Genomic DNA, 21,647 nt, shown 5'->3' with positions numbered 1-21,647 from the left:
TCACACTCTCCCGCCTCGCTGGACGATTAAATATTGTACAAGTGCGATTTTCCCAGGCGTTTATCCCGATTTTCACCGCCAACGCTGAGGTGGCGTAATCCCTGCAATACTTAAATCAGTATCGTGTGATACGTGATCCCCAGGAGCTCATTTTGAACAGGTTACCTTCCAGCGCATCGGCTCTGGCCTGCAGCGCACACGCACTGAATCTCATTGAAAAGCGAACGCTTGATCATGAGGAGATGAAAGCTCTCAACCAGGAGGTCAGGGAATACTTTAAAGAACATGTGAATCCGGGGTTTTTAGAGTACCGAAAATCTGTAACTGCCGGTGGGGATTACGGAGCCGTAGAGTGGCAAGCGGGAGGGTTAAATACGCTTGTCGACACCCAGGGTCAGGAGTTCCTCGATTGCCTGGGCGGTTTTGGTATTTTCAACGTGGGGCACCGTAATCCAGTCGTGGTTTCCGCCGTACAGAATCAACTCGCGAAACAACCGCTTCACAGCCAGGAACTCCTCGACCCGCTACGGGCGATGCTCGCCAAAACGCTGGCGGCGCTGGCGCCGGGTAAGCTGAAGTACAGCTTCTTTAGCAACAGCGGCACCGAGTCGGTAGAGGCGGCGTTGAAGCTGGCGAAAGCCTACCAGTCGCCGCGCGGCAAGTTCACCTTTATCGCCACCAGCGGCGCGTTCCATGGCAAATCGCTTGGGGCGCTGTCGGCCACCGCCAAGTCAACGTTCCGCAAGCCGTTTATGCCGCTGCTGCCGGGCTTCCGCCACGTGCCGTTCGGTAATCTCGACGCCATGCGCACGATGCTGAGCGAATGCCAGAAAACCGGCGATGACGTGGCGGCGGTGATCCTTGAGCCTATCCAGGGTGAAGGGGGCGTCATTCTGCCGCCGCAGGGCTACCTGCCCGCCGTGCGTAAGCTGTGCGATGAGTTTGGCGCACTGCTTATCTTCGACGAAGTGCAAACCGGCATGGGACGCACCGGCAAGATGTTCGCCTGCGAGCATGAGAACGTTCAGCCGGACATTTTATGCCTGGCGAAGGCGCTCGGCGGCGGCGTGATGCCGATTGGCGCGACCATCGCCACCGAAGAGGTGTTCTCGGTGCTGTTCGACAATCCGTTCCTGCACACTACCACCTTCGGCGGTAACCCGCTGGCCTGTGCGGCCGCGCTGGCGACCATCAACGTGCTGCTGACTGAAAACCTGCCCGCTCAGGCGGAGCAGAAAGGCGATATTCTGCTGGACGGTTTCCGCAGCATGGCGCGCGAATACCCGGATCTGGTCCGTGAAGCGCGCGGCAGAGGTATGCTGATGGCCATTGAGTTTGTCGATAACGAAATCGGCTATCACTTTGCCAGCGAGATGTTCCGCCAGCGCGTGCTGGTTGCCGGGACGCTCAACAACGCCAAAACCATCCGCATCGAACCGCCGTTAACCTTAACGATGGAACAGTGTGACCAGGTGCTTAAGGCGGCACGTAACGCGCTGGCGGCCCTGCGCGTCAGCCAGAGTCAGGTTGCCACCGAGCAGTAAACTCACGCCCCCTACCGTTTGGTGGGGGGGCGTTCTTTGAATCCCATCACAATCATCGCATTCCCTTTTTCCCTTTTTCCCGCCGACGGCTAAATTAGTAACTCATCCGACCACATAACAATAATTTTACATACTGGACATCCTTATGAGCTATCCGTCGCTGTTTGCCCCGCTCGATCTCGGTTTTACCCAGCTGAAAAACCGTGTGCTAATGGGCTCTATGCATACCGGGCTGGAAGAGTATCCCGACGGTGCCGAACGTCTGGCGGCGTTCTACGCGGAACGCGCGCGTCACGGGGTGGCGCTGATCGTCAGCGGCGGTATCGCTCCGGATGCTACCGGCGTAGGGATGGCGGGCGGCGCGATGCTGAACGATGTCAGCCAATTGCCGCACCACCGCACCATTACCGACGCCGTCCATCAGGAAGGGGGCAAAATTGCGCTGCAGATTCTGCATACCGGGCGCTACAGCTACCAGCCAAACCTTGTGGCCCCTTCTCCACTTCAGGCCCCCATCAACCGCTTTACGCCGCGCGAACTCACCCACGAAGGTATTCTGAGGCTTATCGACGACTTCGCCCACTGCGCCCAGCTGGCGCGGGAAGCAGGCTACGATGGCGTGGAGGTGATGGGCTCGGAAGGTTACCTGATTAACGAATTTCTCGCCGCGCGCACCAACCAGCGCGACGATCAATGGGGCGGCAGCTATGACAACCGCATGCGCTTCGCGGTAGAAGTGGTGCGCGCCGTACGCCAGCGCGTCGGGAAAGACTTTATTATTATCTATCGCCTGTCGATGCTCGACCTGGTAGACAACGGCGGCACCTTTGATGAAACCGTACGCCTCGCTCAGGCGATCGAAGCCGCGGGCGCAACGATCATCAACACGGGGATCGGCTGGCACGAAGCGCGGATCCCAACTATCGCCACGCCGGTACCACGCGGCGCGTTTAGTTGGGTGACGCGCAAATTAAAAGGTTTGGTCACCGTTCCGCTGATTACCACTAACCGTATTAACGATCCGCAGGTGGCAGACGATATTCTGGCACGCGGCGATGCCGATATGGTGTCGATGGCCCGCCCGTTCCTTGCCGATGCCGAGCTGCTGTCAAAAGCTCAGTCGGGACGCAGTGATGAGATCAACACCTGTATCGGCTGCAACCAGGCCTGTCTGGATCAGATCTTTGTTGGCAAGGTAACCTCATGCCTGGTCAATCCCCGCGCCTGTCACGAAACCAAAATGCCGATCCTTCCAGCGACCACGCGCAAAAACCTGGCAGTCGTCGGCGCAGGCCCAGCGGGGCTGGCGTTTGCGATCAACGCTGCCGCGCGCGGCCATCAGGTGACGCTGTTCGACGCCAGTGCGGAGATCGGCGGGCAGTTTAATATCGCCAAACAGATCCCCGGCAAAGAAGAGTTTTACGAAACGCTGCGCTACTACCGCCGGATGATCGACGTCACCGGTGTGACGCTGAAGCTCAACCAGCGCGTCAGCGCCGACGATCTTCTCAGCTTTGATGAAGTGATCCTATCAACCGGGATCGCGCCGCGTACCCCGCCGATCGACGGCATCGATCATCCGAAAGTGCTGACCTATCTGGACGTGCTGCGTGACAAGACACCGGTGGGGCAGCGCGTGGCGATCATCGGCTGTGGCGGCATCGGTTTTGATACGGCGATGTACTTAAGCCAGCCGGGCGAGCCCACCAGCCAGAATATCGCCGAGTTTTGCGTGGAATGGGGTATCGATACCAGCCTGCAGCAGTCGGGCGGCCTGCGCCCGGAAGGGCCGCATCTGGCCCGCAGCCCGCGGCAGATTGTGATGCTGCAACGTAAAGCCAGCAAGCCGGGCGAAGGGTTAGGCAAAACCACCGGCTGGATCCACCGCACCACCCTGCTTTCACGCGGCGTGAAGATGATCCCGGCGGTCAGCTACCAGAAGATAGACGACGAGGGGTTACACGTTGAGATAGGCGGTGAAGCGCAGGTGTTAGCGGTCGATAACGTGATTATTTGTGCCGGTCAGGAGCCAAACCGTGCGTTGCAGGAACCGTTACAAGCGGCAGGTAAGACGGTGCATCTTATCGGTGGTTGTGATGTGGCCAGTGAACTGGATGCTCGGCGGGCGATTGCGCAGGGGACGAAGCTGGCGCTTGGAATTTAACATGCCCCCGGCGTCGCGTTCGCTCGGCCGGGCTACATCAACGGTAGCCCGGCCGAGCGAATGCAACGCCGGGAAAGGTTCTATCTCATTAACGACGACGGCCTAACTTCACCGCCTTCAGGATCACAAACTTGTTGTTGGTGGCGATGGTTTCGCAGTTACCAAAAATCTTCTTCAGTTTGTGGAAATAGTCCAGATGACGGTTCGCCACGATATACAGTTCGCCGTTAATTTTCAGGCAGCGGCGGGCGTGGTGGAACATCTCCCACGCGATGTTATCGGTCAGCGCATGCTTCTGGTGGAACGGCGGGTTGCAGAACACCGCGTTGAAGCGGAACGGTTCTACGCCGGAGAGCGCGTTGTTAATCATAAACTCGCTGCGATCCAGTGCGTCCGGCAGGTTAGTTTCCACGTTCAGGCGGCTGGACGCAACCGCCATCGGTGATTCATCAACAAACACCACGCTGGCTTCTGGGTTTTTCGCCAGCAGCGTCATGCCCAGCACGCCGTTACCGCAGCCCAGATCGACAATCTCACCTTCCAGGTTTTCCGGCAGATGCTCCATAAAGAAGCGCGCGCCAATATCCAGCCCGGTACGGGAGAAGACGTTCGCGTGGTTGTGGATAGTCCAGTCGGTGCCTTCTAGCTTCCAGCTCAGGGTTTGCGCGGTGTCAGCCAGCGCCGGTTTGGTGAAGGTGCCGTTGATCAGGCGCGCCTTTTTCCATGCAAGCGTGGTAGTGGTTGGGCCCAGCACTTTTTCAAACAGCTCAAGCGTAGAGGTATGGATATCACGCGCTTTCGCACCGGCGAGAATGCGCGTTTCTGGCGTGACCACGTCGCGCAGCGCACGCAGCTGCTGCTCCAGCAGCGCCATGGTTTTCGGCAGCTTAATCAGCACGACGCCCGGCGCCTGCGGGTATTCCGCGGTGCTGTCGAGGAATTTCACGCTCGACTCGGCAATGTCGTTGTGGCGCAGGTTTTCACGCGTCGCCAGCTCGCTTAAATAAGAGTCGCCAATGCTGTACGGCGTATGTTCCGCCAGCGCGCAGGCCAGCGCACCGAAGGTATCATTCAGGATAAGTACCGGGCCGCGAATCTCAGTATCGTCCAGCTGTTGCAGCAGATATTCATCGGCTGCTTCCCACGCCAGCAGTGGGTTAACGTCGTCCGTCTCCGGGAAACGTTTAAGTGTCAGTGAACGGAAACCGTTGTCTGTGTGGCTCATCGGCCCTCCTGAATGGTAAAATTTCGGCGTATCCCTGAAAAGGGTGCGTGAGTATACACTTTTTATGATTGGCATGGGCAAAGATGAACCAACTAACTTACCTCCAGGGCTACCCGGAACATTTGCTTTCTCAAGTGCGAACGCTGATTGCTGAACAGCGTCTGGGGGCGGTGCTGGAAAAACGCTACCCGGGCACCCACGATTTCGCCACCGATAAAGCCCTCTGGCAGTATACCCAGGATCTGAAAAGCCAGTTCCTGCGCAACGCGCCGCCCATCAATAAGGTGATGTACGACAACAAGATCCACGTGCTGAAGAACGCGCTCGGGCTACACACGGCGGTGTCTCGCGTGCAGGGCGGCAAACTGAAAGCCAAAGCCGAGATTCGTGTCGCTACCGTATTTCGCAACGCGCCGGAGGCTTTTTTGAAGATGATCGTGGTGCACGAGCTGGCGCACCTGAAAGAAAAAGATCACGACAAAGCGTTCTATCAACTGTGCTGCCACATGGAGCCGCAGTACCACCAGCTGGAGTTTGATACCCGTTTGTGGCTGACGCATCTTTCGTTAAAGGAATCTGCGTAGTCGCCCACTGGCAATGTCATAAAGGCGTGTTACATTGACGAAAGAATCCCTTTATGGAGCCAGAAGGCGTTTATGATACGTTTCGCAGTGATTGGGACAAACTGGATCACCCGCCAGTTTGTCGATGCCGCGCATGAGACCGGCAAGTACAAGTTGACCGCCGTCTATTCCCGCAGCCTTGAGCAGGCGCAGACCTTTGCCAACGATTATCCCGTCGAACATCTGTTTACGTCGCTGGATGCCATGGCGCAAAGCGAAGACATTGACGCGGTTTATATCGCCAGCCCTAACTCACTCCACTTCCCGCAGACTAAGCTGTTTTTACAGCATAAAAAGCATGTGATTTGCGAGAAGCCGCTGGCTTCCAACCTGCATGAAGTCGAGCAGGCTATTGCCCTCGCGCGGGAAAATCAGGTGGTGCTGTTCGAAGCGTTCAAGACCGCCAGCCTGCCTAACTTCCAGATTTTGCAGCAGTCGCTGGAGAAAGTTGGCCCGGTACGTAAGGCGTTTATCAACTACTGCCAGTACTCCTCACGCTACCAGCGCTATCTGGACGGCGAAAACCCAAATACCTTTAATCCGGCCTTCTCTAACGGCTCGATTATGGATATCGGTTTTTACTGCCTGGCCTCCGCGGTAGCCCTGTGGGGTGAGCCGAAGCAGGTACAGGCGTCTGCCAGCCTGCTGGATAGCGGCGTTGATGCGCACGGTATCGCGGTGCTCGACTACGGCGATTTCAGCGTGACGTTGCAGCACTCTAAGGTCAGCGACTCTACCCTGCCGAGCGAAATTCAGGGCGAAGCCGGCGCGCTGGTAGTGGAGAAAATCTCCGAGTGCCAGAAGGTCTCCTTCATCCCACGCGGTAGCAAAGCGCAGGATCTCAGCCAGCCTCAGCATATTAATACTATGCTGTATGAAGCCGAGGAGTTTGCGCGCCTGGTCGAAAACAACGAAGTGGACCATCCTGCCCTTGAAGTGAGCCGTATCACCGCGAAGGTTCAGACGGAAATTCGTCGCCAGACCGGCGTTGTTTTCCCGGCGGATGTCCCTGCCGCGTAAAACAACGTAAAGCACATGTTACAGGCCATTGACGAAATCAATGGCTTGTCATATTTTGTTACGCGCAAAGGGGAGTAACTTCCTTGTCGGTGGATCGTCATTACGATACGTGCAAAACCGTATCCGGTCGCCGAGCAACGGAAAACGAATGCGCCACCGCATTCGTTTTTAGTTGTAAGTGAGACCTTGCCGGAAGGCGAGGTCTATGCATAAAAAAGCAGCGGCTATCGTCTTCTGACGTTAGCCGTTTTTTTTATGCGTAAGGAAAAATTCTATGAATACAGTCGGCACACCGTTGCTGTGGGGCGGATTCGCTGTCGTCGTGGTGATTATGCTCGCTATCGACCTGTTCCTGCAGGGCCGTCGAGGCGCGCACACCATGTCCATGAAACAGGCGGCAGCCTGGTCGCTGGTATGGGTCACCCTCTCATTACTGTTTAACGCCGCGTTCTGGTGGTATCTGGCGGAAACTCAGGGCCGCGCGGTCGCAGACCCGCAGGCGCTGGCCTTCCTCACCGGCTACTTGATCGAGAAATCGCTGGCGGTAGACAACGTCTTCGTCTGGCTGATGCTGTTCAGCTACTTCTCGGTGCCTGCGGCGCTGCAGCGCCGCGTGCTGGTTTACGGCGTACTGGGCGCGATCGTGCTGCGTACTATCATGATCTTCGCGGGAAGCTGGCTTATCTCCCAGTTCGAATGGCTGCTGTATCTTTTCGGGGCGTTCCTGCTGTTCACCGGGATTAAAATGGCGCTGGCGAAGGAAGATGAAGGCGGGATTGGTGACAAACCGCTGGTGCGCTGGCTGCACGGGCATTTGCGGATGACCGACAAGATCGAGAACGAGCACTTCTTTACCCGTAAGAACGGCGTGCTGTTTGCTACACCGCTGCTGCTGGTGCTGATTCTGGTTGAGTTGAGCGACGTTATCTTCGCGGTCGACAGTATTCCGGCTATCTTTGCGGTCACCACCGATCCGTTTATCGTACTGACCTCTAACCTGTTTGCGATCCTCGGTCTGCGTGCGATGTACTTCCTGCTGGCGGGCGTGGCAGAGCGCTTCTCGATGCTGAAGTACGGGCTGTCGGTAATCCTGGTGTTTATCGGTATCAAGATGCTGATCGTCGATTTCTACCATATCCCAATCTCGGTATCGCTGGGCGTGGTCGGCGGGATCCTGGCATTCACCCTGATTCTCAACGCCTGGGTTAACCACCGAAACGACCTGAAAAAACAGAAGCTGTAACCCGTAGCCCGGCCGAGCAAAGCGACGCCGGGAGTCGCTCCGAGCTTCCCCGGGGTCGGCGTGAAACGCCTCGCCCGGGCTACATCAATCCTGCTAATCACGTCACAAATTGTAAATCATTAGTTAAATAATATGACATGTGACGTAAATTCCAGCATTTTATACTTCCCCAAACCACGACTTTCCTTATACTCGATCGAGCAAACACTTTTTTACATCCAGACATAAACGTAACAAATAATACGTCGCTGGAAAGGCAACACACATCACTCTAAGGAATGCATTGATGACAAAACCATCCGCACCACCCGGCTTTTTGCGTTTTATAACCAGCGGCAGTCTGGTTAAACAAATTTTGGTTGGGCTGATCCTGGGGATTCTGCTGGCCATCGTTTCCAAACCGGCCGCCATCGCCGCTGGCCTGTTGGGTACGCTGTTTGTCGGCGCACTGAAAGCCGTCGCACCGGTGCTGGTATTAATGCTGGTCATGGCCTCCATTGCCAATCACCAGCAAGGGCAAAAAACCAATATCCGTCCGATTCTATTTCTCTACCTTCTGGGTACCTTTGCCGCCGCGCTGACCGCAGTACTCTTTAGTTTCCTCTTCCCTTCTACGCTGCACCTCAGTGCCGCGGCAGAGGATATCGCTCCGCCTTCTGGCATCGTGGAAGTGCTGCGCGGCCTGCTGATGAGCATGGTTTCAAACCCAATCAGCGCGCTGATGAATGCCAACTATATCGGCATTCTGGTGTGGGCTGTGGGCTTAGGCTTTGCGCTGCGCCACGGTAACGACACCACCAAAAATCTGATCAACGATATTTCCCATGCGGTGACCTTTATTGTCAAAGTGGTGATCCGTTTTGCGCCGCTCGGGATCTTCGGTTTAGTCTCCTCCACGCTTGCCACAACCGGCTTTGAAACCCTCTGGGGCTATGCGCAGCTGCTGCTGGTACTGATTGGCTGTATGCTGCTGGTCGCGCTGGTGATAAACCCGCTGCTGGTCTTCTGGAAGATTCGTCGCAACCCGTATCCGCTGGTCATGGCCTGTCTGCGCGAAAGCGGCGTGTATGCTTTCTTTACCCGCAGCTCTGCCGCTAATATTCCGGTGAATATGGCGCTGTGTGAAAAGCTCAATCTGGACCGGGATACCTACTCCGTCTCCATCCCGCTGGGCGCCACGATTAACATGGCCGGGGCGGCAATCACCATTACGGTATTAACACTAGCGGCAGTCCATACGCTGGGGATTCCGGTAGATTTACCTACCGCGCTGCTGCTGAGCGTGGTGGCTTCGCTGTGCGCCTGTGGGGCATCTGGGGTGGCGGGCGGTTCTCTGCTGCTGATCCCGCTGGCCTGTAACATGTTCGGCATCCCGAACGACGTCGCCATGCAGGTCGTCGCCGTTGGCTTTATTATCGGTGTGCTGCAGGACTCCTGCGAAACGGCGCTCAACTCGTCAACTGATGTGCTGTTTACCGCCGCGGCTTGCCAGGCGGAAGACGATCGCCTGGAAAAGAACGCCCTGCGTAGCTAACGCTCTGATCCCCTTCGCCATCAGGCGGAGGGGTTCTCTTCCTGCACCTTCTTCTCGACCTTAAACGGGTCAATCCCCTTACGCTGCATCCGCCAGAAGCGAATGATGTTCAGGCCGTTCATCACCAGGAAGCTGCCCTCAATCATCGTGCCGCCAATTGAACCAAGCCAGAAGTTATGGATAACCCAGCAAAGCGTGGAACACCACATCACGCAGCGTACCGTCAGCCCTTTACAGCGGAACAACGCCCAGGTACTGGCCACCGTGCCGGCGATCGGCAACAGTTCCATAGCATGGTGCAATTTGCTTAGCCCAAGAATCAGCGTCAGCGCAATAAAGACGAACATCACCCAGATCCGGCGCGTGTAGACCGAAATAATGGTTCGGATAACGTTCAGTTCAGCGCTCATCCCGGCGGGAATCGCCCCCATCAGGAAGAAGTGCACGCCAATGGTGGCGCTGTAGAGGGAAAGCTGAAACTTAAAGCGCCGTTCATCGCGGTTGATGAAGGTAGTGATACCGATGATAAATGCCAGAACGCCAACGCCCTGGGCCAACCAATACGCCGTCATGAGAGATCCTTGTTAAACAGCATAAAAAAACGGCGCTTCACACAATGAAACGCCGTTTTATCGTATCAGATCACATTTTTATTACAACGTGACACCACTCTTAAAGATGGCCAGCTCGCGGAAATCATTGCGCTCGTTGCAGGTCTGCTTGCCGTTGGCGAAGTCGACGATAACGTCAACAAACTCTTCCAACAGCTGAGGCATCGCTTTACCGTGAATCAGTTGGCCAGCATTGAAGTCGATCCAATGTTTCTTCTTCTCAGCCAGCTCGCTGTTGGTGGCAATTTTCACCGTCGGCACGAAACCACCGTAAGGGGTACCGCGACCGGTACTGAACAGCACCATATGGCAGCCCGCGCCCGCCAGGGCACTGGTCGCCACCGCATCGTTACCCGGTGCGCTGAGCAGGTTCAGACCGTGCGTCTTCAGGCGTTCACCGTAGCGCAGAACGTCAACCACTTTGCTGGAGCCCGCTTTCTGCGTGCAGCCCAGTGATTTATCTTCCAGCGTGGTGATACCACCCGCTTTGTTGCCCGGCGATGGGTTCTCGTAGATTGGCTGGTCGTGGGCAATGAAGTACTGCTTAAAGTCATTGACCATGGTCACCAGCTTGCCGAAGGTCTCTTCATCACGACAGTGGCTCATCAGCAGCTGCTCGGCACCGAACATTTCCGGCACTTCGGTCAGCACGGTGGTGCCGCCATTGGCAATCACGTAGTCGGAGAAACGACCCAGCATCGGGTTGGCGGTAATGCCGGACAGGCCATCAGACCCGCCGCACTCCAGACCAAACTTCAGCTCGCTCAGTTTACCCGGCTCGCGTTTGTCATTGCGCATCACGCTGTACAGCTGATGGAGATGTTCGATCCCTGCTTCCACTTCGTCTTCCTGGTGTTGGCAGACCATAAAGTGAACGCGTTCAGGATCGAACTCCCCTAAGGTTTCGCGGAACGCATCGACCTGGTTGTTTTCACAACCCAGGCCAACCACCAGCACCGCACCCGCATTCGGGTGACGCACCATGTTTTGCAGCATGGTGCGGGTGTTGATGTGATCGTCGCCGAGCTGCGAACAGCCGTAGGTGTGGCTGAAGAGATGAACGCCGTCGATACCTTCGGCATCGTTGGTCTCTTTCAGGAAACGGTTCTGCATCTGGCGAGCCATGGCGTTCACGCAGCCCACGGTCGGCAGGATCCAGAGTTCGTTACGCACGCCCACGTCACCGTTCGCGCGGCGGTAGATCTGCACGTCACGATCGACGGGCTGGGCAACCTCTGCCTGGAAATCAGGTTGGTAGCTATACGTGTCCAGATCGCTGAGATTGGTGCGCGTGTTGTGAGCATGAATATGCTCGCCCGCTGCCACATCCACCAGCGTGTGACCAATCGGTAAACCGTATTTAATGACGTTTTCACCCTTCGCAATATCGCGTAAGGCGAATTTGTGGCCACGCGTGACCGCCTGACGCAGGGTAATCACCTGCCCATCAACGGTGACTTCGGTTCCTTCGGCCAAATCAGCGAGCGCTACCGCGACGTTATCCAGCGCATGGATCTTGATGTATTGCATACCAACCCCAGACTTTAGTTCAGTTCAATGGCGAAGTAGTCACGCGCATTGTTAAAGCAAATGTTTTTCACCATCTCACCCAGCAGTTGGATGTCAGCAGGCGCTTCGCCCGCAGCAACCCAACGGCCGATCATCTGGCAAAGAATACGACGGAAGTATTCATGACGGGTGTAAGACAGGAAGCTACGGCTGTCGGTCAGCATGCCGACGAAGCGGCTCAGCAGGCCCAGCTGTGCCAGCTGAGTCATCTGACGTTCCATACCGTCTTTCTGATCGTTGAACCACCAGCCGGAACCGAACTGCATCTTGCCCGGCATACCTTCACCCTGGAAGTTACCGATCATGGTGCCCAGCACTTCGTTATCGCGTGGGTTCAGGCAGTACAGAATGGTTTTTGGCAGCAGGTTCTGTTCGTTCTGTTTGCTCAGGAGCTTAGACAGCTCTTCCGCCATTGGGCGGTCGTTGATGGAGTCGAAGCCGACGTCCGCACCCAGCAGTTTGAACTGACGCAGGTTGTTATTACGCAGCGCGCCGATGTGGTACTGCTGTACCCATTCGCGACGTGCGTATTCAGCGCCCAGGAAGACCAGTACGGCGGTTTTGAACTGGGCGACTTCGTGCTCGCTCAGGGTTTCACCGGCCAGACGGCGTGCCAGGATGCTATCCAGTTCCGCTTCGTTAGACTCCGCAAACAGGACAACGTCCAGCGCGTGGTCAGACACTTTACAGCCGTGCGCGGCGAAGTGATCCAGACGCTTGGTCAGCGCAGTCTGCAAGTCTGCAAAGCGACGGATATCGGTGTCAGACACTTCACCCAGTTTCGCCATGTAGTCGTTGAAGGTCGCCAGTTCGATGTTGAACGCTTTATCCGGGCGCCAGCTCGGCAGCACTTTCACGTCAAAGGAACCGTCTTTCGCGACGGCTGCATGATGTTCCAGAGAATCGATCGGGTCATCGGTGGTACCGACCATTTTCACGTTCATCTGCTTCATGATGCCGCGGGCGGAGAATTTGTCCTGAGCCAGCAGCTCGTTGCACTCATCCCAGATTTCGCTAGCGGTAGACGGTGACAGCAGTTTACCGGTGATGCCGAATGGGCGACGCAGCTCGAGGTGAGTCCAGTGGTATAACGGGTTGCCGATGGTGTGCGGCACGGTAGCAGCCCACGCGTCAAACTTCTCGCGGTCAGACGCATCGCCGGTGCACAGGCGTTCCGCTACGCCATTGGTACGCATCGCGCGCCACTTGTAGTGGTCGCCTTTCAGCCAGATGTCATACAGGTTTTTAAAACGATAGTCTTCCGCAACCTGCTGTGGCGGCAGGTGGCAGTGATAGTCGAAAATCGGCTGATCTTTTGCGTAGTCGTGGTACAGACGGCGGGCAAATTCGGTGTCTAACAGAAAATCTTCAGTCATGAACGGGGTCATTATCGTCTTCCTCTCAACGAGTGGGTCAGATGTTTATCTGTAATGCTGTCAAAGTTATCACACCAATTTCGTTCAACCGAAGATTTTTTCGTGAGTTAGATCAATAAACCTTGACAAAAAATGACAGAAAAAATGCTGAAACACCTCTGCAGGCCGCGCCGCGCCTGGCCTAGCCTATCTACCCCTTAAACCGTACGGAAAATACCTCTTTTGTGACGGTATTCACCTTTTAAAGTTGTATGACAAGTTATCTTGCACCCCGTCGAAACACATTGAACGACGGAATGCAGTCGACGTGGTCGATAGAGACACCTGATTGAGCGGTACGGATACCGAATTCAGCACGCGTACTTACTGGCAAGTTCGGGCCGTACCGGGAAGTATTACTCCGGTAAGCCCCTTCGAGAATGACATCTTCCGGCAACACGGGAGGATGGCTGCAGGACTCGCAGTTATAACAACACGATGAGGTTTACATGCGTAAAATTAAAGGGTTACGTTGGTACATGATCGCACTGGTGACGATGGGCACCGTGCTGGGCTACCTGACACGTAATACCGTGGCGGCAGCTGCGCCGACTCTGATGGCTGAGCTGCACATTTCCACACAGCAATACTCTTACATCATCGCTGCTTACTCTGCAGCTTACACCGTGATGCAGCCGGTTGCCGGCTACGTTCTGGACATTCTGGGTACCAAAATCGGCTACGCCTTCTTCGCCGTTGCCTGGGCTGTATTCTGCGGCGCGACTGCGCTGGCAGGCAGTTGGGGCGGTCTGGCCATCGCACGTGGTGCGGTGGGTGCGGCTGAAGCGGCAATGATACCTGCGGGTCTGAAAGCGAGCTCCGAGTGGTTCCCGGCGAAAGAGCGTTCTATCGCGGTAGGTTACTTTAACGTTGGTTCGTCTATCGGCGGCATGATTGCGCCACCGCTGGTGGTCTGGGCTATCGTGATGCACAGCTGGCAGATGGCGTTCATTATCTCCGGTGCGTTGAGCTTCATCTGGGCAATGTCCTGGCTCATCTTCTACAAACACCCACGCGATCAGAAAAAATTAACTGACGAAGAACGTGAGTACATCATTGGTGGTCAGGAAGCACAGCACCAGACCAACAACGCGAAGAAAATGTCTCCATGGCAGATCATTCAGACCCGTCGCTTCTGGGGTATCGCCCTGCCGCGCTTCCTGGCTGAACCAGCATGGGGTACCTTCAACGCCTGGATCCCACTGTTCATGTTCAAAGTCTATGGCTTTGACCTGAAAGAAATCGCCATGTTTGCGTGGATGCCAATGCTGTTCGCTGACGTAGGCTGCGTACTGGGTGGTTACCTGCCGCCGCTGTTCCAGCGCTGGTTTGGCGTGAACCTGATTGTGTCCCGTAAAATGGTTGTCACCATGGGCGCCCTGCTGATGATTGGCCCAGGGATGATCGGTCTGTTCACCAGCCCATACATTGCTATCGCCCTGCTGTGCCTCGGTGGCTTCGCTCACCAGTCTCTGTCCGGCGCGCTGATTACGCTCTCTTCTGACGTCTTCGGTCGTAACGAAGTGGCTACCGCGAACGGTCTGACCGGGATGGCGGCGTGGATGGCGAGCACCATGTTTGCACTGGTCGTTGGTGCGCTGGCTGATACCATCGGCTTCAGCCCGCTGTTTGCCGTACTGGCTATCTTCGACCTGTTAGGGGCGCTGGTTATCTGGACCGTGCTGCAGAATAAGCAGGCTGACGATGGTGAATCCGGCGCGAATCGTCCTACGCAGCAGGCGACGCAAAACTAAACTGTAACGGATGTCCGTTTTCACAAAAGCCGCCTTGTTACAGGCGGCTTTTTTCATGTCATAATGTGGTTAGCTGCTCGTAAAAGTGGTATAACAAATTTAATCTGCCGTACCCTGCCTGGAGAGCATATGGAAATCGCCGACTCACGTCGCTTGTATCAGCAACTGGCCGCTGAACTAAAAGAACGCATTGAGCAAGGCGTCTACCTTGTGGGCGATAAGCTGCCTGCGGAACGCTTTATTGCCGATGAAAAGAGCGTCAGCCGCACCGTGGTTCGCGAAGCGATTATTATGCTGGAAGTCGAAGGGTATGTTGAAGTCCGTAAAGGCTCCGGCATTCACGTCATTTCCAATCAGCCGAAATACCATCAGATGCCGGACGAAACGCTGGAGTTTGCCAACTACGGCCCGTTTGAGCTGCTGCAGGCACGTCAGCTGATTGAGAGCAACATCGCAGAGTTCGCCGCCACCCAGGTCACCAAGCAGGACATCATGAAGCTGATGGAGATCCAGGAAAATGCACGCAAAGAGCAGTGCTTCCGCGACTCCCAGTGGGATCTCCAGTTCCACGTGCAGGTTGCTCTGGCGACGCAAAACACCGCGCTTGCGGCCATCGTTGAAAAAATGTGGACCCAGCGCGTGCACAACCCGTACTGGAAAAAACTCCACGACCATATCGACGCCCGCACCGTGGATAACTGGTGTGACGATCACGACCAGATCCTGAAAGCGCTGATTCGCAAAGATCCACACGCGGCAAAAATTGCCATGTGGCAGCATCTGGAGAACACCAAGCTGATGCTGTTCAACGAAACCAGCGATGATTTTGAGTTCAATGCTGACCGCTATCTGTTTGCGGAAAACCCGGTCGTTCACCTCGATACGGTCGCTATCGGCGGCAAATAAGCGTTCTTAGCGCTCCCCAAGGCTTACCTGACTTTTCGCGTGGGTAAGCCTTTGTAAATCCCCTAGCCACTCCCCGCTCGAAACCGCAAAATCGTTCTGCAACAAATTGCAATTTCTATGACGAAAAACCGTGCCATTTGTTACAATTGCATGCATTTTGCCTTTTTGTTGTTCAGCAGTAGATTATTTTGCCAAAACAGGGACTGTTCAGCGCGTATTTACCGCGATGCTATTAAAATAGAAATACAGAGAAGACCGTCGCAGCGCGTTCAGGCATTACGTTAATCGATGTACCAGGAATCGTGAATGGAACTACTAACCCAACTCTTAAATGCCTTATGGAGCCAGGATTTTGAAACCCTCGCTAATCCGTCCATGATCGGTATGCTCTATTTTGTCTTATTTATGATCCTGTTCCTTGAGAACGGTTTGCTGCCGGCCGCGTTTTTACCGGGCGATAGCCTGCTGGTGCTGGTCGGCGTACTGATTGCTAAAGGCGCGATGGGTTTCCCGCAAACGGTCCTTCTGCTCACCGTCGCTGCCAGCCTCGGCTGCTGGCTTAGCTATATTCAGGGCAAGTGGCTGGGCAATACCCGTATCGTCCAGAACTGGCTTTCGCATCTTCCAGCCCACTACCACCAGCGCGCGCACCATCTGTTTCATAAGCACGGTCTCTCTGCGCTGCTGATTGGTCGCTTTATCGCGTTCGTGCGTACCCTGCTGCCAACCATTGCCGGAATTTCAGGCCTGAACAACGCGCGCTTCCAGTTCTTCAACTGGATGAGCGGCCTGCTGTGGGTACTGATTCTGACCACCCTTGGCTATCTGCTGGGTAAAACCCCGGTATTCCAGAAATACGAAGACGCGCTGATGTCGTGCCTGATGCTGCTGCCGGTGGTACTGCTGGTCGTCGGCCTGATCGGTTCACTGGCGGTCGTGTGGAAGAAGAAATACGGTAATCGAGGCTAACGATGGCGGCAAACCGCATTCTGCTACGTCGATTGGCGATGAGTCTGGGCATGATGCTGATGTTATGCATCATGCTTTGGCTATGGGCTGCACTGCAACGCGAAGAATCTACGCTGGCCATTCGCCCAATGAATCAGGCCAGCATGCCCGACGGCTTCTCTATTTCTCATCATCTGGATGCTAATGGCATTCGCTTTAAGAGCATCACGCCGAAGGATGATGCCTTATTGATTACCTTTGAATCCAGCGAACAGAGCGCCGCGGCAAAGCGCGTGCTGGATAACAGCCTGCCGCACGTCTACGTGATTGCGCTGCAGGATGAAGATAACGACCCGGCAAGCTGGCTATCCCGTCTTCGTGACACCTCGCATCGATTTGGTTAGTCACTTCCAGGAATCCGAATACTTTCACCAACTTTGGTGATCTTGTATTTTAGTTACTATGCTTAGTATTGTGGGTGACGCAACGGCGCTATCCGCAGACCGGAAAAAGTACATGCCGATGTACTATGCACAATGGAAGGTTCATACATGAAATACCGCATCGTTCTTGCTCTGACTCTCGCGTCTCTTAGTGCGAGCGCAGCAGCAACATCACTTTGTCAGGAAAAAGAGCAGGACATTCAGCGCGAGATTGGCTATGCCGAGAAGCATAACAATCAGCACCGTATCGACGGCCTGAAAAAGGCGCTGAGCGAAGTCCAGGCACACTGTACTGACAGCAAGCTTCGCGCCGATCATCAGGAAAAAATTGCGGAACAGAAGGACGAAGTTCGCGAGCGCGAGCAGGATCTGAAGGAAGCAGAACAGAAAGGCGATGCGGATAAAGTGGCAAAACGCGAGCATAAGCTGCAGGAAGCCAAAAAAGAACTTAACGCGCTGGAATCCCGCGCATATTGAGTGGAAATCCTTAAAGGAGAGATACGATGGCTAAAGATTCGACATCAGATCAGTTACGCGCAGAGCTGAAGGCCCTGTCCGATACCCTGGAAGAAGTCCTGAATGCTTCCACCGACAAATCCAAAGAGGAGATGAGCAAACTGCGCAGTAAAGCAGAGAGCGCGCTCAAAGAGAGCCGTGACCGCCTGGGTGAAGCGGGCGAAGTGCTGACAAAGCAAACGCGTGAAGCGGCGGCGAAAGCCGACGGCTACGTGCGTGAAAACCCATGGACCGGCGTCGGTATTGGCGCGGCTGTCGGGCTGGTGCTGGGCGTCCTGCTGACGCGTCGCTAAGCATGAGTCAATCTCAACACGCGCCGGGGCCGGGAAAGAACATTCTCGGCATCGGCCAGCGCATTGTTACCCTCGTGGTTCAGATGGTCGAAACGCGGCTGCGCTTAGCGGTCGTTGAGCTGGAAGAGGAGAAAGCCAACCTCATCCAGATCTTGTTAATGGCCGGGCTTACCCTGCTGTTTACCGCATTCGGCCTGATGAGCCTGCTGGTGCTAATCATGTGGGCAGTCGACCCGCAATATCGCCTTATCGTGATGGCCGCCACCACGGCAACGCTGCTGCTACTTGCACTGATTGGCGGCATATGGACCCTGCGCAAAGCCCGCCGTTCCACCCTACTGCGCCATACCCGCCACGAACTGGCTAACGATCGCGCCCTGCTGGAGGAGGATGAACCATGAGTCCACGTCAGGAGCGAGAGGAACGCAAAGCGTATCTGCTGCGGGAAATTCAACAGCAACGGCTGGATATGAGCGCCAGCCGTCGCGACTGGCTAGAGGCCACACAACCCTACGATCGCGGCTGGGACCGCCTGGTGAGCCTGCGCTCATGGGTGATGGTTGCCAGCAGCGCGATGGCGGTGGTTTCTTTACGTCATCCACGTTTTCTGGTGCGCTGGGCTCGCCGTGGCCTGGGCGTCTGGAGTACCTGGCGCATGGTCAGGAATATTCTGCGCCGCTCCGTTTAGCCTTCCCCCCTGCTTTTTTCACTGCCATACATCGTTGCTCAGATTCTTTGAAGAACTTCAACAGTTTTCCTTGCTAACAATTGTTATACGTCACAGTTATATTTCTCTCCATCGACAGCAGCTACGCGCTATCAACGTGTAAACGCTCAATAAAACGGTTTAACTGCCCGCAAGGTTCTCTGGAGAGAAAGATGAAAAAATTAGAAGATATTGGTTTCCTGGTCGCACGTATTCTGATGCCGATTCTGTTTATCACCGCTGGCTGGGGCAAAATCACCGGGTATGCGGGTACGCAGCAGTATATGGAAGCAATGGGTGTCCCTGGTTTCCTGCTGCCACTGACCATTCTGCTTGAGTTTGGCGGCGGTCTGGCGATTCTGTTCGGTTTCCTGACTCGTACCACCGCGCTGTTCACCGCAGGCTTCACCCTGCTGACCGCCTTCATCTTCCACAGCAACTTTGCTGAAGGCATGAACTCGCTGATGTTTATGAAAAACCTGACCATCGCTGGCGGCTACCTGCTGCTGGGTATCACCGGTCCAGGCGCATTCAGCATCGACCGCGTGCTGAATAAAAAGTGGTAAGCGCACTATACTGAATGAATAAAAAAGCGAGGAGATATCTCCTCGCTTTTGCTATCAGGAGGAGAACATCATGGGACAATTGATCGATGGCGTCTGGCAGGACGTCTGGTATGACACCAAATCCACCGGTGGACGTTTCCAGCGTTCAGTTTCCGCATTTCGCAACTGGTTGACCGCCGACGGCGAGCCGGGCCCAACCGGCAACGGCGGTTTTGCCGCCGAGAAGGATCGCTATCACCTGTACGTCTCTCTCGCCTGTCCATGGGCGCACCGCACGCTAATCCTGCGTAAGCTCAAAGGACTGGAGCCGTTTATCTCGGTTTCCGTCGTAAACCCGCTCATGCTGGAAAACGGTTGGACCTTCGATGCCGATTTCCCGGCCGCCACTGGCGATACGCTTTATCAGCATCAGTTCCTTTATCAACTCTATCAGCATGCCGATTCCAACTACTCCGGGCGCGTAACCGTACCGGTGCTGTGGGATAAAAAGAACCAGACTATCGTCAGCAACGAATCTGCCGAGATCATTCGCATGTTCAACACCGCCTTTGATGCACTGGGCGCCAAAGCGGGTGATTACTATCCGGTCGCGCTGCGCGAGCAGATTGACGAGCTGAATAGTTGGATCTACGACACGGTGAACAACGGGGTCTACAAAGCCGGTTTCGCCACCAGCCAGGCGGCCTATGATGACGCCGTGGAGAAAGTCTTTAGCTCGCTGGATCGTCTGGAGACGATCCTCGGCCAGCATCGCTACCTGACCGGTAATCAGCTCACCGAAGCTGACATTCGCCTGTGGACAACATTGATCCGCTTCGATCCGGTTTACGTGACCCACTTCAAATGCGATAAGCATCGCATCAGCGACTATCTGAATCTGCACGGCTTCCTGCGTGATATCTACCAGATGCCGGGTATTGCTGAGACCGTCGACTTCGACCATATCCGCAACCACTACTTCCGTAGCCACAAAACCATTAACCCGACCGGGATTATCTCCATCGGGCCATGGCAGGATCTGGACGAGCCTCACGGCCGCGACGCACGTTTCCGCTAAGCACACCGGGCATCGGTCCTCGATGCCCAATTAATTCACCCCATCAATATTTACCGCCTTTTCATTCACGACTATCCTTAGCTTGATCGCTTTAAAAACAAGTGATTAATGGTCAACTGAGGCATAAAAATGGATTGGTATCTCAAGGTTCTACGTAATTACATTGGGTTTGGCGGCCGCGCCCGTCGTAAAGAGTACTGGATGTTCATTCTGGTGAACGTCATTTTGACGCTCGTGCTGGGCGTGGTGGATAAGATGCTGGGCTGGCAGCGCGCTGGCGGCGAAGGGATCCTCACCACCATTTACGGCATTCTGGTCTTTATTCCGTGGTGGGCAGTACAGTTCCGTCGACTACACGACACCGATCGCTCGGCGTGGTGGCTGCTGCTACTGATCATTCCGGTGATTGGCTGGATTGTGATCATCATCTTTAACTGCCAGAACGGTACAGCTGGCGACAACCGTTTCGGACCGGATCCGAAGCGTCTTTCCTGATCCCGGCGTCGCTTCGCTCGGCCGGGCTACATGTTGCAGGTAGCCCGGACGAGGTGCGAAGGGTTTATTTCGCGGTTAACAGCTTTTGAATCTCACGCAGACACCAGGACTTGGCTTCACCCATGCTGTCGCGACGCCAGGCCATGATAATATCAATCTCGCTGGTATATTCCGGGCTCACCACGCGTAAGCGCCCCTGTGCGATATCTTCTTCGACCATCGGATACGGCATGGTCGCTACGCCCAGGCCAGCTAATAGCGCCTGACGCTTCTCTTCCATTGACGTGACCGTCAAACGCGGCTGTTTATCCAGCAGCTGTACCGTCAGCACCGGGCGTTCGCGGGCGGTGTCAGCAATCGCCACGCCACGATACTTCACGCGCGTCACTTCCGACAGCGGCTCGGCTTCCTGATGGATAGGGTGATCCGGCGCGGCGACATACACGTTCATCACCGAATAGAGCTTGCGGGAGTTAATCTCCGTCGATGAGCGAAAGTGCATATCCGGCGCAATCACGATATCCGCCCGCCCCTGCTCCAGGCGCTCCCAGGCCCCCGCCAGCACTTCGGTAATAATCGACAGTTGGGTATTAGATTTAGTTGCCAGCTTTTCCACCAGCGGGAACAGAGCCGAGGTCGGGATCAGCGCTTCTGCCACGATAGTTAGATGGGTTTCCCAGCCGCGAGCCAGCGCTTCGGCATCGGTCGTCAGCTTATCGGCGGCTTCCAGCAGCACGCGCCCACGTTCCAGCAGCATGCGCCCCACGTTAGTGAATTTTGTTCGATGACCCGAGCGGTCAAACAGCACCACGTCCAGCTCTTCTTCCAGCTTTTGCATGGTGTAGCTTAATGCCGAAGGCACGCGTCCGAGCTCATCAGCCGCGGCGGCAAAGCTTCCGCGTCTATCGATGGCGTCCATTACTCGTAGTGCTTCCAGCGTCAGTGCTCTCTCTTTAGCCATGGCGTGCTCATTCAGTAAATTTGAACATACCGGGCAGAATATCTGGCTAACAAT

The 21,647-nt window shown here is 55.4% G+C and carries 22 protein-coding genes; 17 read left to right on the top strand and 5 right to left on the bottom strand.

Annotated features, from left to right (window positions below; all coding sequences use genetic code 11):
• Nucleotides 1-152 precede the first annotated feature (152 nt).
• Complete coding sequence (gene ygjG, locus V6944_RS09095; RefSeq protein WP_220440917.1) at nucleotides 153-1,544, top strand: putrescine aminotransferase; 1,392 nt, start codon at nucleotides 153-155, stop codon at nucleotides 1,542-1,544.
• Between the two features lie 145 nt (nucleotides 1,545-1,689).
• Nucleotides 1,690-3,708, top strand: coding sequence for an NADPH-dependent 2,4-dienoyl-CoA reductase (locus tag V6944_RS09090; protein WP_333498723.1), 2,019 nt, complete (start codon nucleotides 1,690-1,692; stop codon nucleotides 3,706-3,708).
• 88 nt (nucleotides 3,709-3,796) lie between these two features.
• Here the strand turns inward: V6944_RS09090 and rlmG are convergent, their stop codons facing one another.
• Entirely contained in the window at nucleotides 3,797-4,933 is a 1,137-nt protein-coding gene (rlmG, locus tag V6944_RS09085) for a 23S rRNA (guanine(1835)-N(2))-methyltransferase RlmG (protein ID WP_333498722.1), read from the bottom strand.
• 83 nt (nucleotides 4,934-5,016) lie between these two features.
• On the opposite strand from rlmG, the gene V6944_RS09080 reads away from it, so the two are divergent.
• From V6944_RS09080 to sstT, 4 genes are all read left to right on the top strand, one after another.
• Nucleotides 5,017-5,517, top strand: a complete 501-nt coding sequence (locus V6944_RS09080; protein WP_333498721.1) for a M48 metallopeptidase family protein — start codon at nucleotides 5,017-5,019, stop codon at nucleotides 5,515-5,517.
• A gap of 72 nt (nucleotides 5,518-5,589) precedes the next feature.
• The gene (locus V6944_RS09075; protein WP_185667881.1) at nucleotides 5,590-6,576 is read left to right on the top strand and encodes a Gfo/Idh/MocA family protein; all 987 of its coding nucleotides are present in this window, start codon (nucleotides 5,590-5,592) and stop codon (nucleotides 6,574-6,576) included.
• Nucleotides 6,577-6,850: 274 nt separating this feature from the next.
• Nucleotides 6,851-7,819: a TerC family protein gene (locus V6944_RS09070; protein ID WP_333498720.1), complete on the top strand. Its 969-nt coding sequence runs from the start codon at nucleotides 6,851-6,853 to the stop codon at nucleotides 7,817-7,819.
• Between the two features lie 286 nt (nucleotides 7,820-8,105).
• On the top strand, nucleotides 8,106-9,353 hold the full coding sequence (gene sstT / locus V6944_RS09065) for a serine/threonine transporter SstT (protein WP_333498719.1): 1,248 nt from the start codon (nucleotides 8,106-8,108) through the stop codon (nucleotides 9,351-9,353).
• Nucleotides 9,354-9,373: 20 nt separating this feature from the next.
• Here the strand turns inward: sstT and V6944_RS09060 are convergent, their stop codons facing one another.
• From V6944_RS09060 to uxaC, 3 genes are all read right to left on the bottom strand, one after another.
• Nucleotides 9,374-9,925 (bottom strand): YgjV family protein, encoded by a 552-nt coding sequence (locus V6944_RS09060; RefSeq protein WP_333498718.1) that lies wholly within the window; start codon nucleotides 9,923-9,925, stop codon nucleotides 9,374-9,376.
• Between the two features lie 81 nt (nucleotides 9,926-10,006).
• On the bottom strand, nucleotides 10,007-11,494 hold the full coding sequence (locus V6944_RS09055) for a UxaA family hydrolase (protein WP_333498717.1): 1,488 nt from the start codon (nucleotides 11,492-11,494) through the stop codon (nucleotides 10,007-10,009).
• A 14-nt stretch (nucleotides 11,495-11,508) separates the two neighbouring features.
• The gene (uxaC, locus tag V6944_RS09050; RefSeq protein ID WP_333498716.1) at nucleotides 11,509-12,921 is read right to left on the bottom strand and encodes a glucuronate isomerase; all 1,413 of its coding nucleotides are present in this window, start codon (nucleotides 12,919-12,921) and stop codon (nucleotides 11,509-11,511) included.
• A 476-nt stretch (nucleotides 12,922-13,397) separates the two neighbouring features.
• Here uxaC and V6944_RS09045 point away from each other — a divergent pair, with 476 nt between their 5' ends.
• The 11 genes from V6944_RS09045 to V6944_RS08995 all read left to right on the top strand — a co-directional run bounded on the left by V6944_RS09045 (nucleotide 13,398) and on the right by V6944_RS08995 (nucleotide 20,632).
• Nucleotides 13,398-14,702, top strand: coding sequence for an MFS transporter (locus V6944_RS09045; RefSeq protein WP_333498715.1), 1,305 nt, complete (start codon nucleotides 13,398-13,400; stop codon nucleotides 14,700-14,702).
• A gap of 129 nt (nucleotides 14,703-14,831) precedes the next feature.
• Nucleotides 14,832-15,608, top strand: coding sequence for a transcriptional regulator ExuR (gene exuR, locus V6944_RS09040; protein WP_333496212.1), 777 nt, complete (start codon nucleotides 14,832-14,834; stop codon nucleotides 15,606-15,608).
• A gap of 306 nt (nucleotides 15,609-15,914) precedes the next feature.
• Nucleotides 15,915-16,577: a DedA family general envelope maintenance protein YqjA gene (yqjA, locus tag V6944_RS09035; RefSeq protein WP_333496213.1), complete on the top strand. Its 663-nt coding sequence runs from the start codon at nucleotides 15,915-15,917 to the stop codon at nucleotides 16,575-16,577.
• 2 nt (nucleotides 16,578-16,579) lie between these two features.
• Nucleotides 16,580-16,960, top strand: a complete 381-nt coding sequence (mzrA, locus tag V6944_RS09030) for an EnvZ/OmpR regulon moderator MzrA (protein WP_333498714.1) — start codon at nucleotides 16,580-16,582, stop codon at nucleotides 16,958-16,960.
• Between the two features lie 147 nt (nucleotides 16,961-17,107).
• Complete coding sequence (locus tag V6944_RS09025) at nucleotides 17,108-17,476, top strand: DUF1090 domain-containing protein (protein WP_333498713.1); 369 nt, start codon at nucleotides 17,108-17,110, stop codon at nucleotides 17,474-17,476.
• A gap of 26 nt (nucleotides 17,477-17,502) precedes the next feature.
• The gene (locus V6944_RS09020) at nucleotides 17,503-17,808 is read left to right on the top strand and encodes a DUF883 family protein (RefSeq protein ID WP_185667870.1); all 306 of its coding nucleotides are present in this window, start codon (nucleotides 17,503-17,505) and stop codon (nucleotides 17,806-17,808) included.
• A gap of 2 nt (nucleotides 17,809-17,810) precedes the next feature.
• A complete protein-coding gene (locus V6944_RS09015; RefSeq protein ID WP_333498712.1) occupies nucleotides 17,811-18,209 on the top strand; it encodes a phage holin family protein in 399 nt (132 codons plus the stop codon).
• The gene (locus V6944_RS09010) at nucleotides 18,206-18,496 is read left to right on the top strand and encodes a YqjK-like family protein (protein ID WP_333496216.1); all 291 of its coding nucleotides are present in this window, start codon (nucleotides 18,206-18,208) and stop codon (nucleotides 18,494-18,496) included. The genes V6944_RS09015 and V6944_RS09010 overlap by 4 nt, the downstream gene beginning before the upstream one ends.
• Nucleotides 18,497-18,687: 191 nt before the next feature.
• Nucleotides 18,688-19,080, top strand: a complete 393-nt coding sequence (locus V6944_RS09005; RefSeq protein WP_064542109.1) for a DoxX family protein — start codon at nucleotides 18,688-18,690, stop codon at nucleotides 19,078-19,080.
• Nucleotides 19,081-19,150: 70 nt separating this feature from the next.
• The gene (locus V6944_RS09000; protein ID WP_333498711.1) at nucleotides 19,151-20,137 is read left to right on the top strand and encodes a glutathione S-transferase family protein; all 987 of its coding nucleotides are present in this window, start codon (nucleotides 19,151-19,153) and stop codon (nucleotides 20,135-20,137) included.
• A gap of 129 nt (nucleotides 20,138-20,266) precedes the next feature.
• On the top strand, nucleotides 20,267-20,632 hold the full coding sequence (locus tag V6944_RS08995; RefSeq protein ID WP_333498710.1) for a DUF805 domain-containing protein: 366 nt from the start codon (nucleotides 20,267-20,269) through the stop codon (nucleotides 20,630-20,632).
• 64 nt (nucleotides 20,633-20,696) lie between these two features.
• On the opposite strand, the gene V6944_RS08990 is transcribed toward V6944_RS08995, so the two are convergent.
• The gene (locus V6944_RS08990) at nucleotides 20,697-21,593 is read right to left on the bottom strand and encodes a LysR family transcriptional regulator (protein WP_185667865.1); all 897 of its coding nucleotides are present in this window, start codon (nucleotides 21,591-21,593) and stop codon (nucleotides 20,697-20,699) included.
• Between the last annotated feature and the right edge of the window lie 54 nt (nucleotides 21,594-21,647).

The sequence above is a fragment of the Kluyvera sp. CHPC 1.2972 genome (assembly GCF_036759925.1).
In the GTDB taxonomy this organism is placed as follows: domain Bacteria; phylum Pseudomonadota; class Gammaproteobacteria; order Enterobacterales; family Enterobacteriaceae; genus Kluyvera.
The sequence above is the reverse complement of the archived record's forward strand: the minus strand, read 5'-3'. Positions and strand labels throughout refer to the sequence as shown.

What these genes read in the sequence shown, in the direction of transcription:
- V6944_RS09020 (WP_185667870.1), top strand. Translation starts at nt 17,503, where the DNA reads ATGGCTAAAGATTCGACATCAGATCAGTTACGCGCAGAGCTGAAGGCC.
- exuR (WP_333496212.1), top strand. Translation starts at nt 14,832, where the DNA reads ATGGAAATCGCCGACTCACGTCGCTTGTATCAGCAACTGGCCGCTGAA.
- V6944_RS09045 (WP_333498715.1), top strand. Translation starts at nt 13,398, where the DNA reads ATGCGTAAAATTAAAGGGTTACGTTGGTACATGATCGCACTGGTGACG.
- V6944_RS09000 (WP_333498711.1), top strand. Translation starts at nt 19,151, where the DNA reads ATGGGACAATTGATCGATGGCGTCTGGCAGGACGTCTGGTATGACACC.
- V6944_RS08995 (WP_333498710.1), top strand. Translation starts at nt 20,267, where the DNA reads ATGGATTGGTATCTCAAGGTTCTACGTAATTACATTGGGTTTGGCGGC.
- V6944_RS09055 (WP_333498717.1), bottom strand. Translation starts at nt 11,494, where the DNA reads ATGCAATACATCAAGATCCATGCGCTGGATAACGTCGCGGTAGCGCTC.
- V6944_RS09090 (WP_333498723.1), top strand. Translation starts at nt 1,690, where the DNA reads ATGAGCTATCCGTCGCTGTTTGCCCCGCTCGATCTCGGTTTTACCCAG.
- V6944_RS09005 (WP_064542109.1), top strand. Translation starts at nt 18,688, where the DNA reads ATGAAAAAATTAGAAGATATTGGTTTCCTGGTCGCACGTATTCTGATG.
- sstT (WP_333498719.1), top strand. Translation starts at nt 8,106, where the DNA reads ATGACAAAACCATCCGCACCACCCGGCTTTTTGCGTTTTATAACCAGC.
- V6944_RS09070 (WP_333498720.1), top strand. Translation starts at nt 6,851, where the DNA reads ATGAATACAGTCGGCACACCGTTGCTGTGGGGCGGATTCGCTGTCGTC.
- uxaC (WP_333498716.1), bottom strand. Translation starts at nt 12,921, where the DNA reads ATGACCCCGTTCATGACTGAAGATTTTCTGTTAGACACCGAATTTGCC.
- rlmG (WP_333498722.1), bottom strand. Translation starts at nt 4,933, where the DNA reads ATGAGCCACACAGACAACGGTTTCCGTTCACTGACACTTAAACGTTTC.
- V6944_RS09025 (WP_333498713.1), top strand. Translation starts at nt 17,108, where the DNA reads ATGAAATACCGCATCGTTCTTGCTCTGACTCTCGCGTCTCTTAGTGCG.
- V6944_RS09015 (WP_333498712.1), top strand. Translation starts at nt 17,811, where the DNA reads ATGAGTCAATCTCAACACGCGCCGGGGCCGGGAAAGAACATTCTCGGC.
- mzrA (WP_333498714.1), top strand. Translation starts at nt 16,580, where the DNA reads ATGGCGGCAAACCGCATTCTGCTACGTCGATTGGCGATGAGTCTGGGC.
- V6944_RS09060 (WP_333498718.1), bottom strand. Translation starts at nt 9,925, where the DNA reads ATGACGGCGTATTGGTTGGCCCAGGGCGTTGGCGTTCTGGCATTTATC.
- V6944_RS09080 (WP_333498721.1), top strand. Translation starts at nt 5,017, where the DNA reads ATGAACCAACTAACTTACCTCCAGGGCTACCCGGAACATTTGCTTTCT.
- V6944_RS08990 (WP_185667865.1), bottom strand. Translation starts at nt 21,593, where the DNA reads ATGGCTAAAGAGAGAGCACTGACGCTGGAAGCACTACGAGTAATGGAC.
- V6944_RS09010 (WP_333496216.1), top strand. Translation starts at nt 18,206, where the DNA reads ATGAGTCCACGTCAGGAGCGAGAGGAACGCAAAGCGTATCTGCTGCGG.
- V6944_RS09075 (WP_185667881.1), top strand. Translation starts at nt 5,590, where the DNA reads ATGATACGTTTCGCAGTGATTGGGACAAACTGGATCACCCGCCAGTTT.
- yqjA (WP_333496213.1), top strand. Translation starts at nt 15,915, where the DNA reads ATGGAACTACTAACCCAACTCTTAAATGCCTTATGGAGCCAGGATTTT.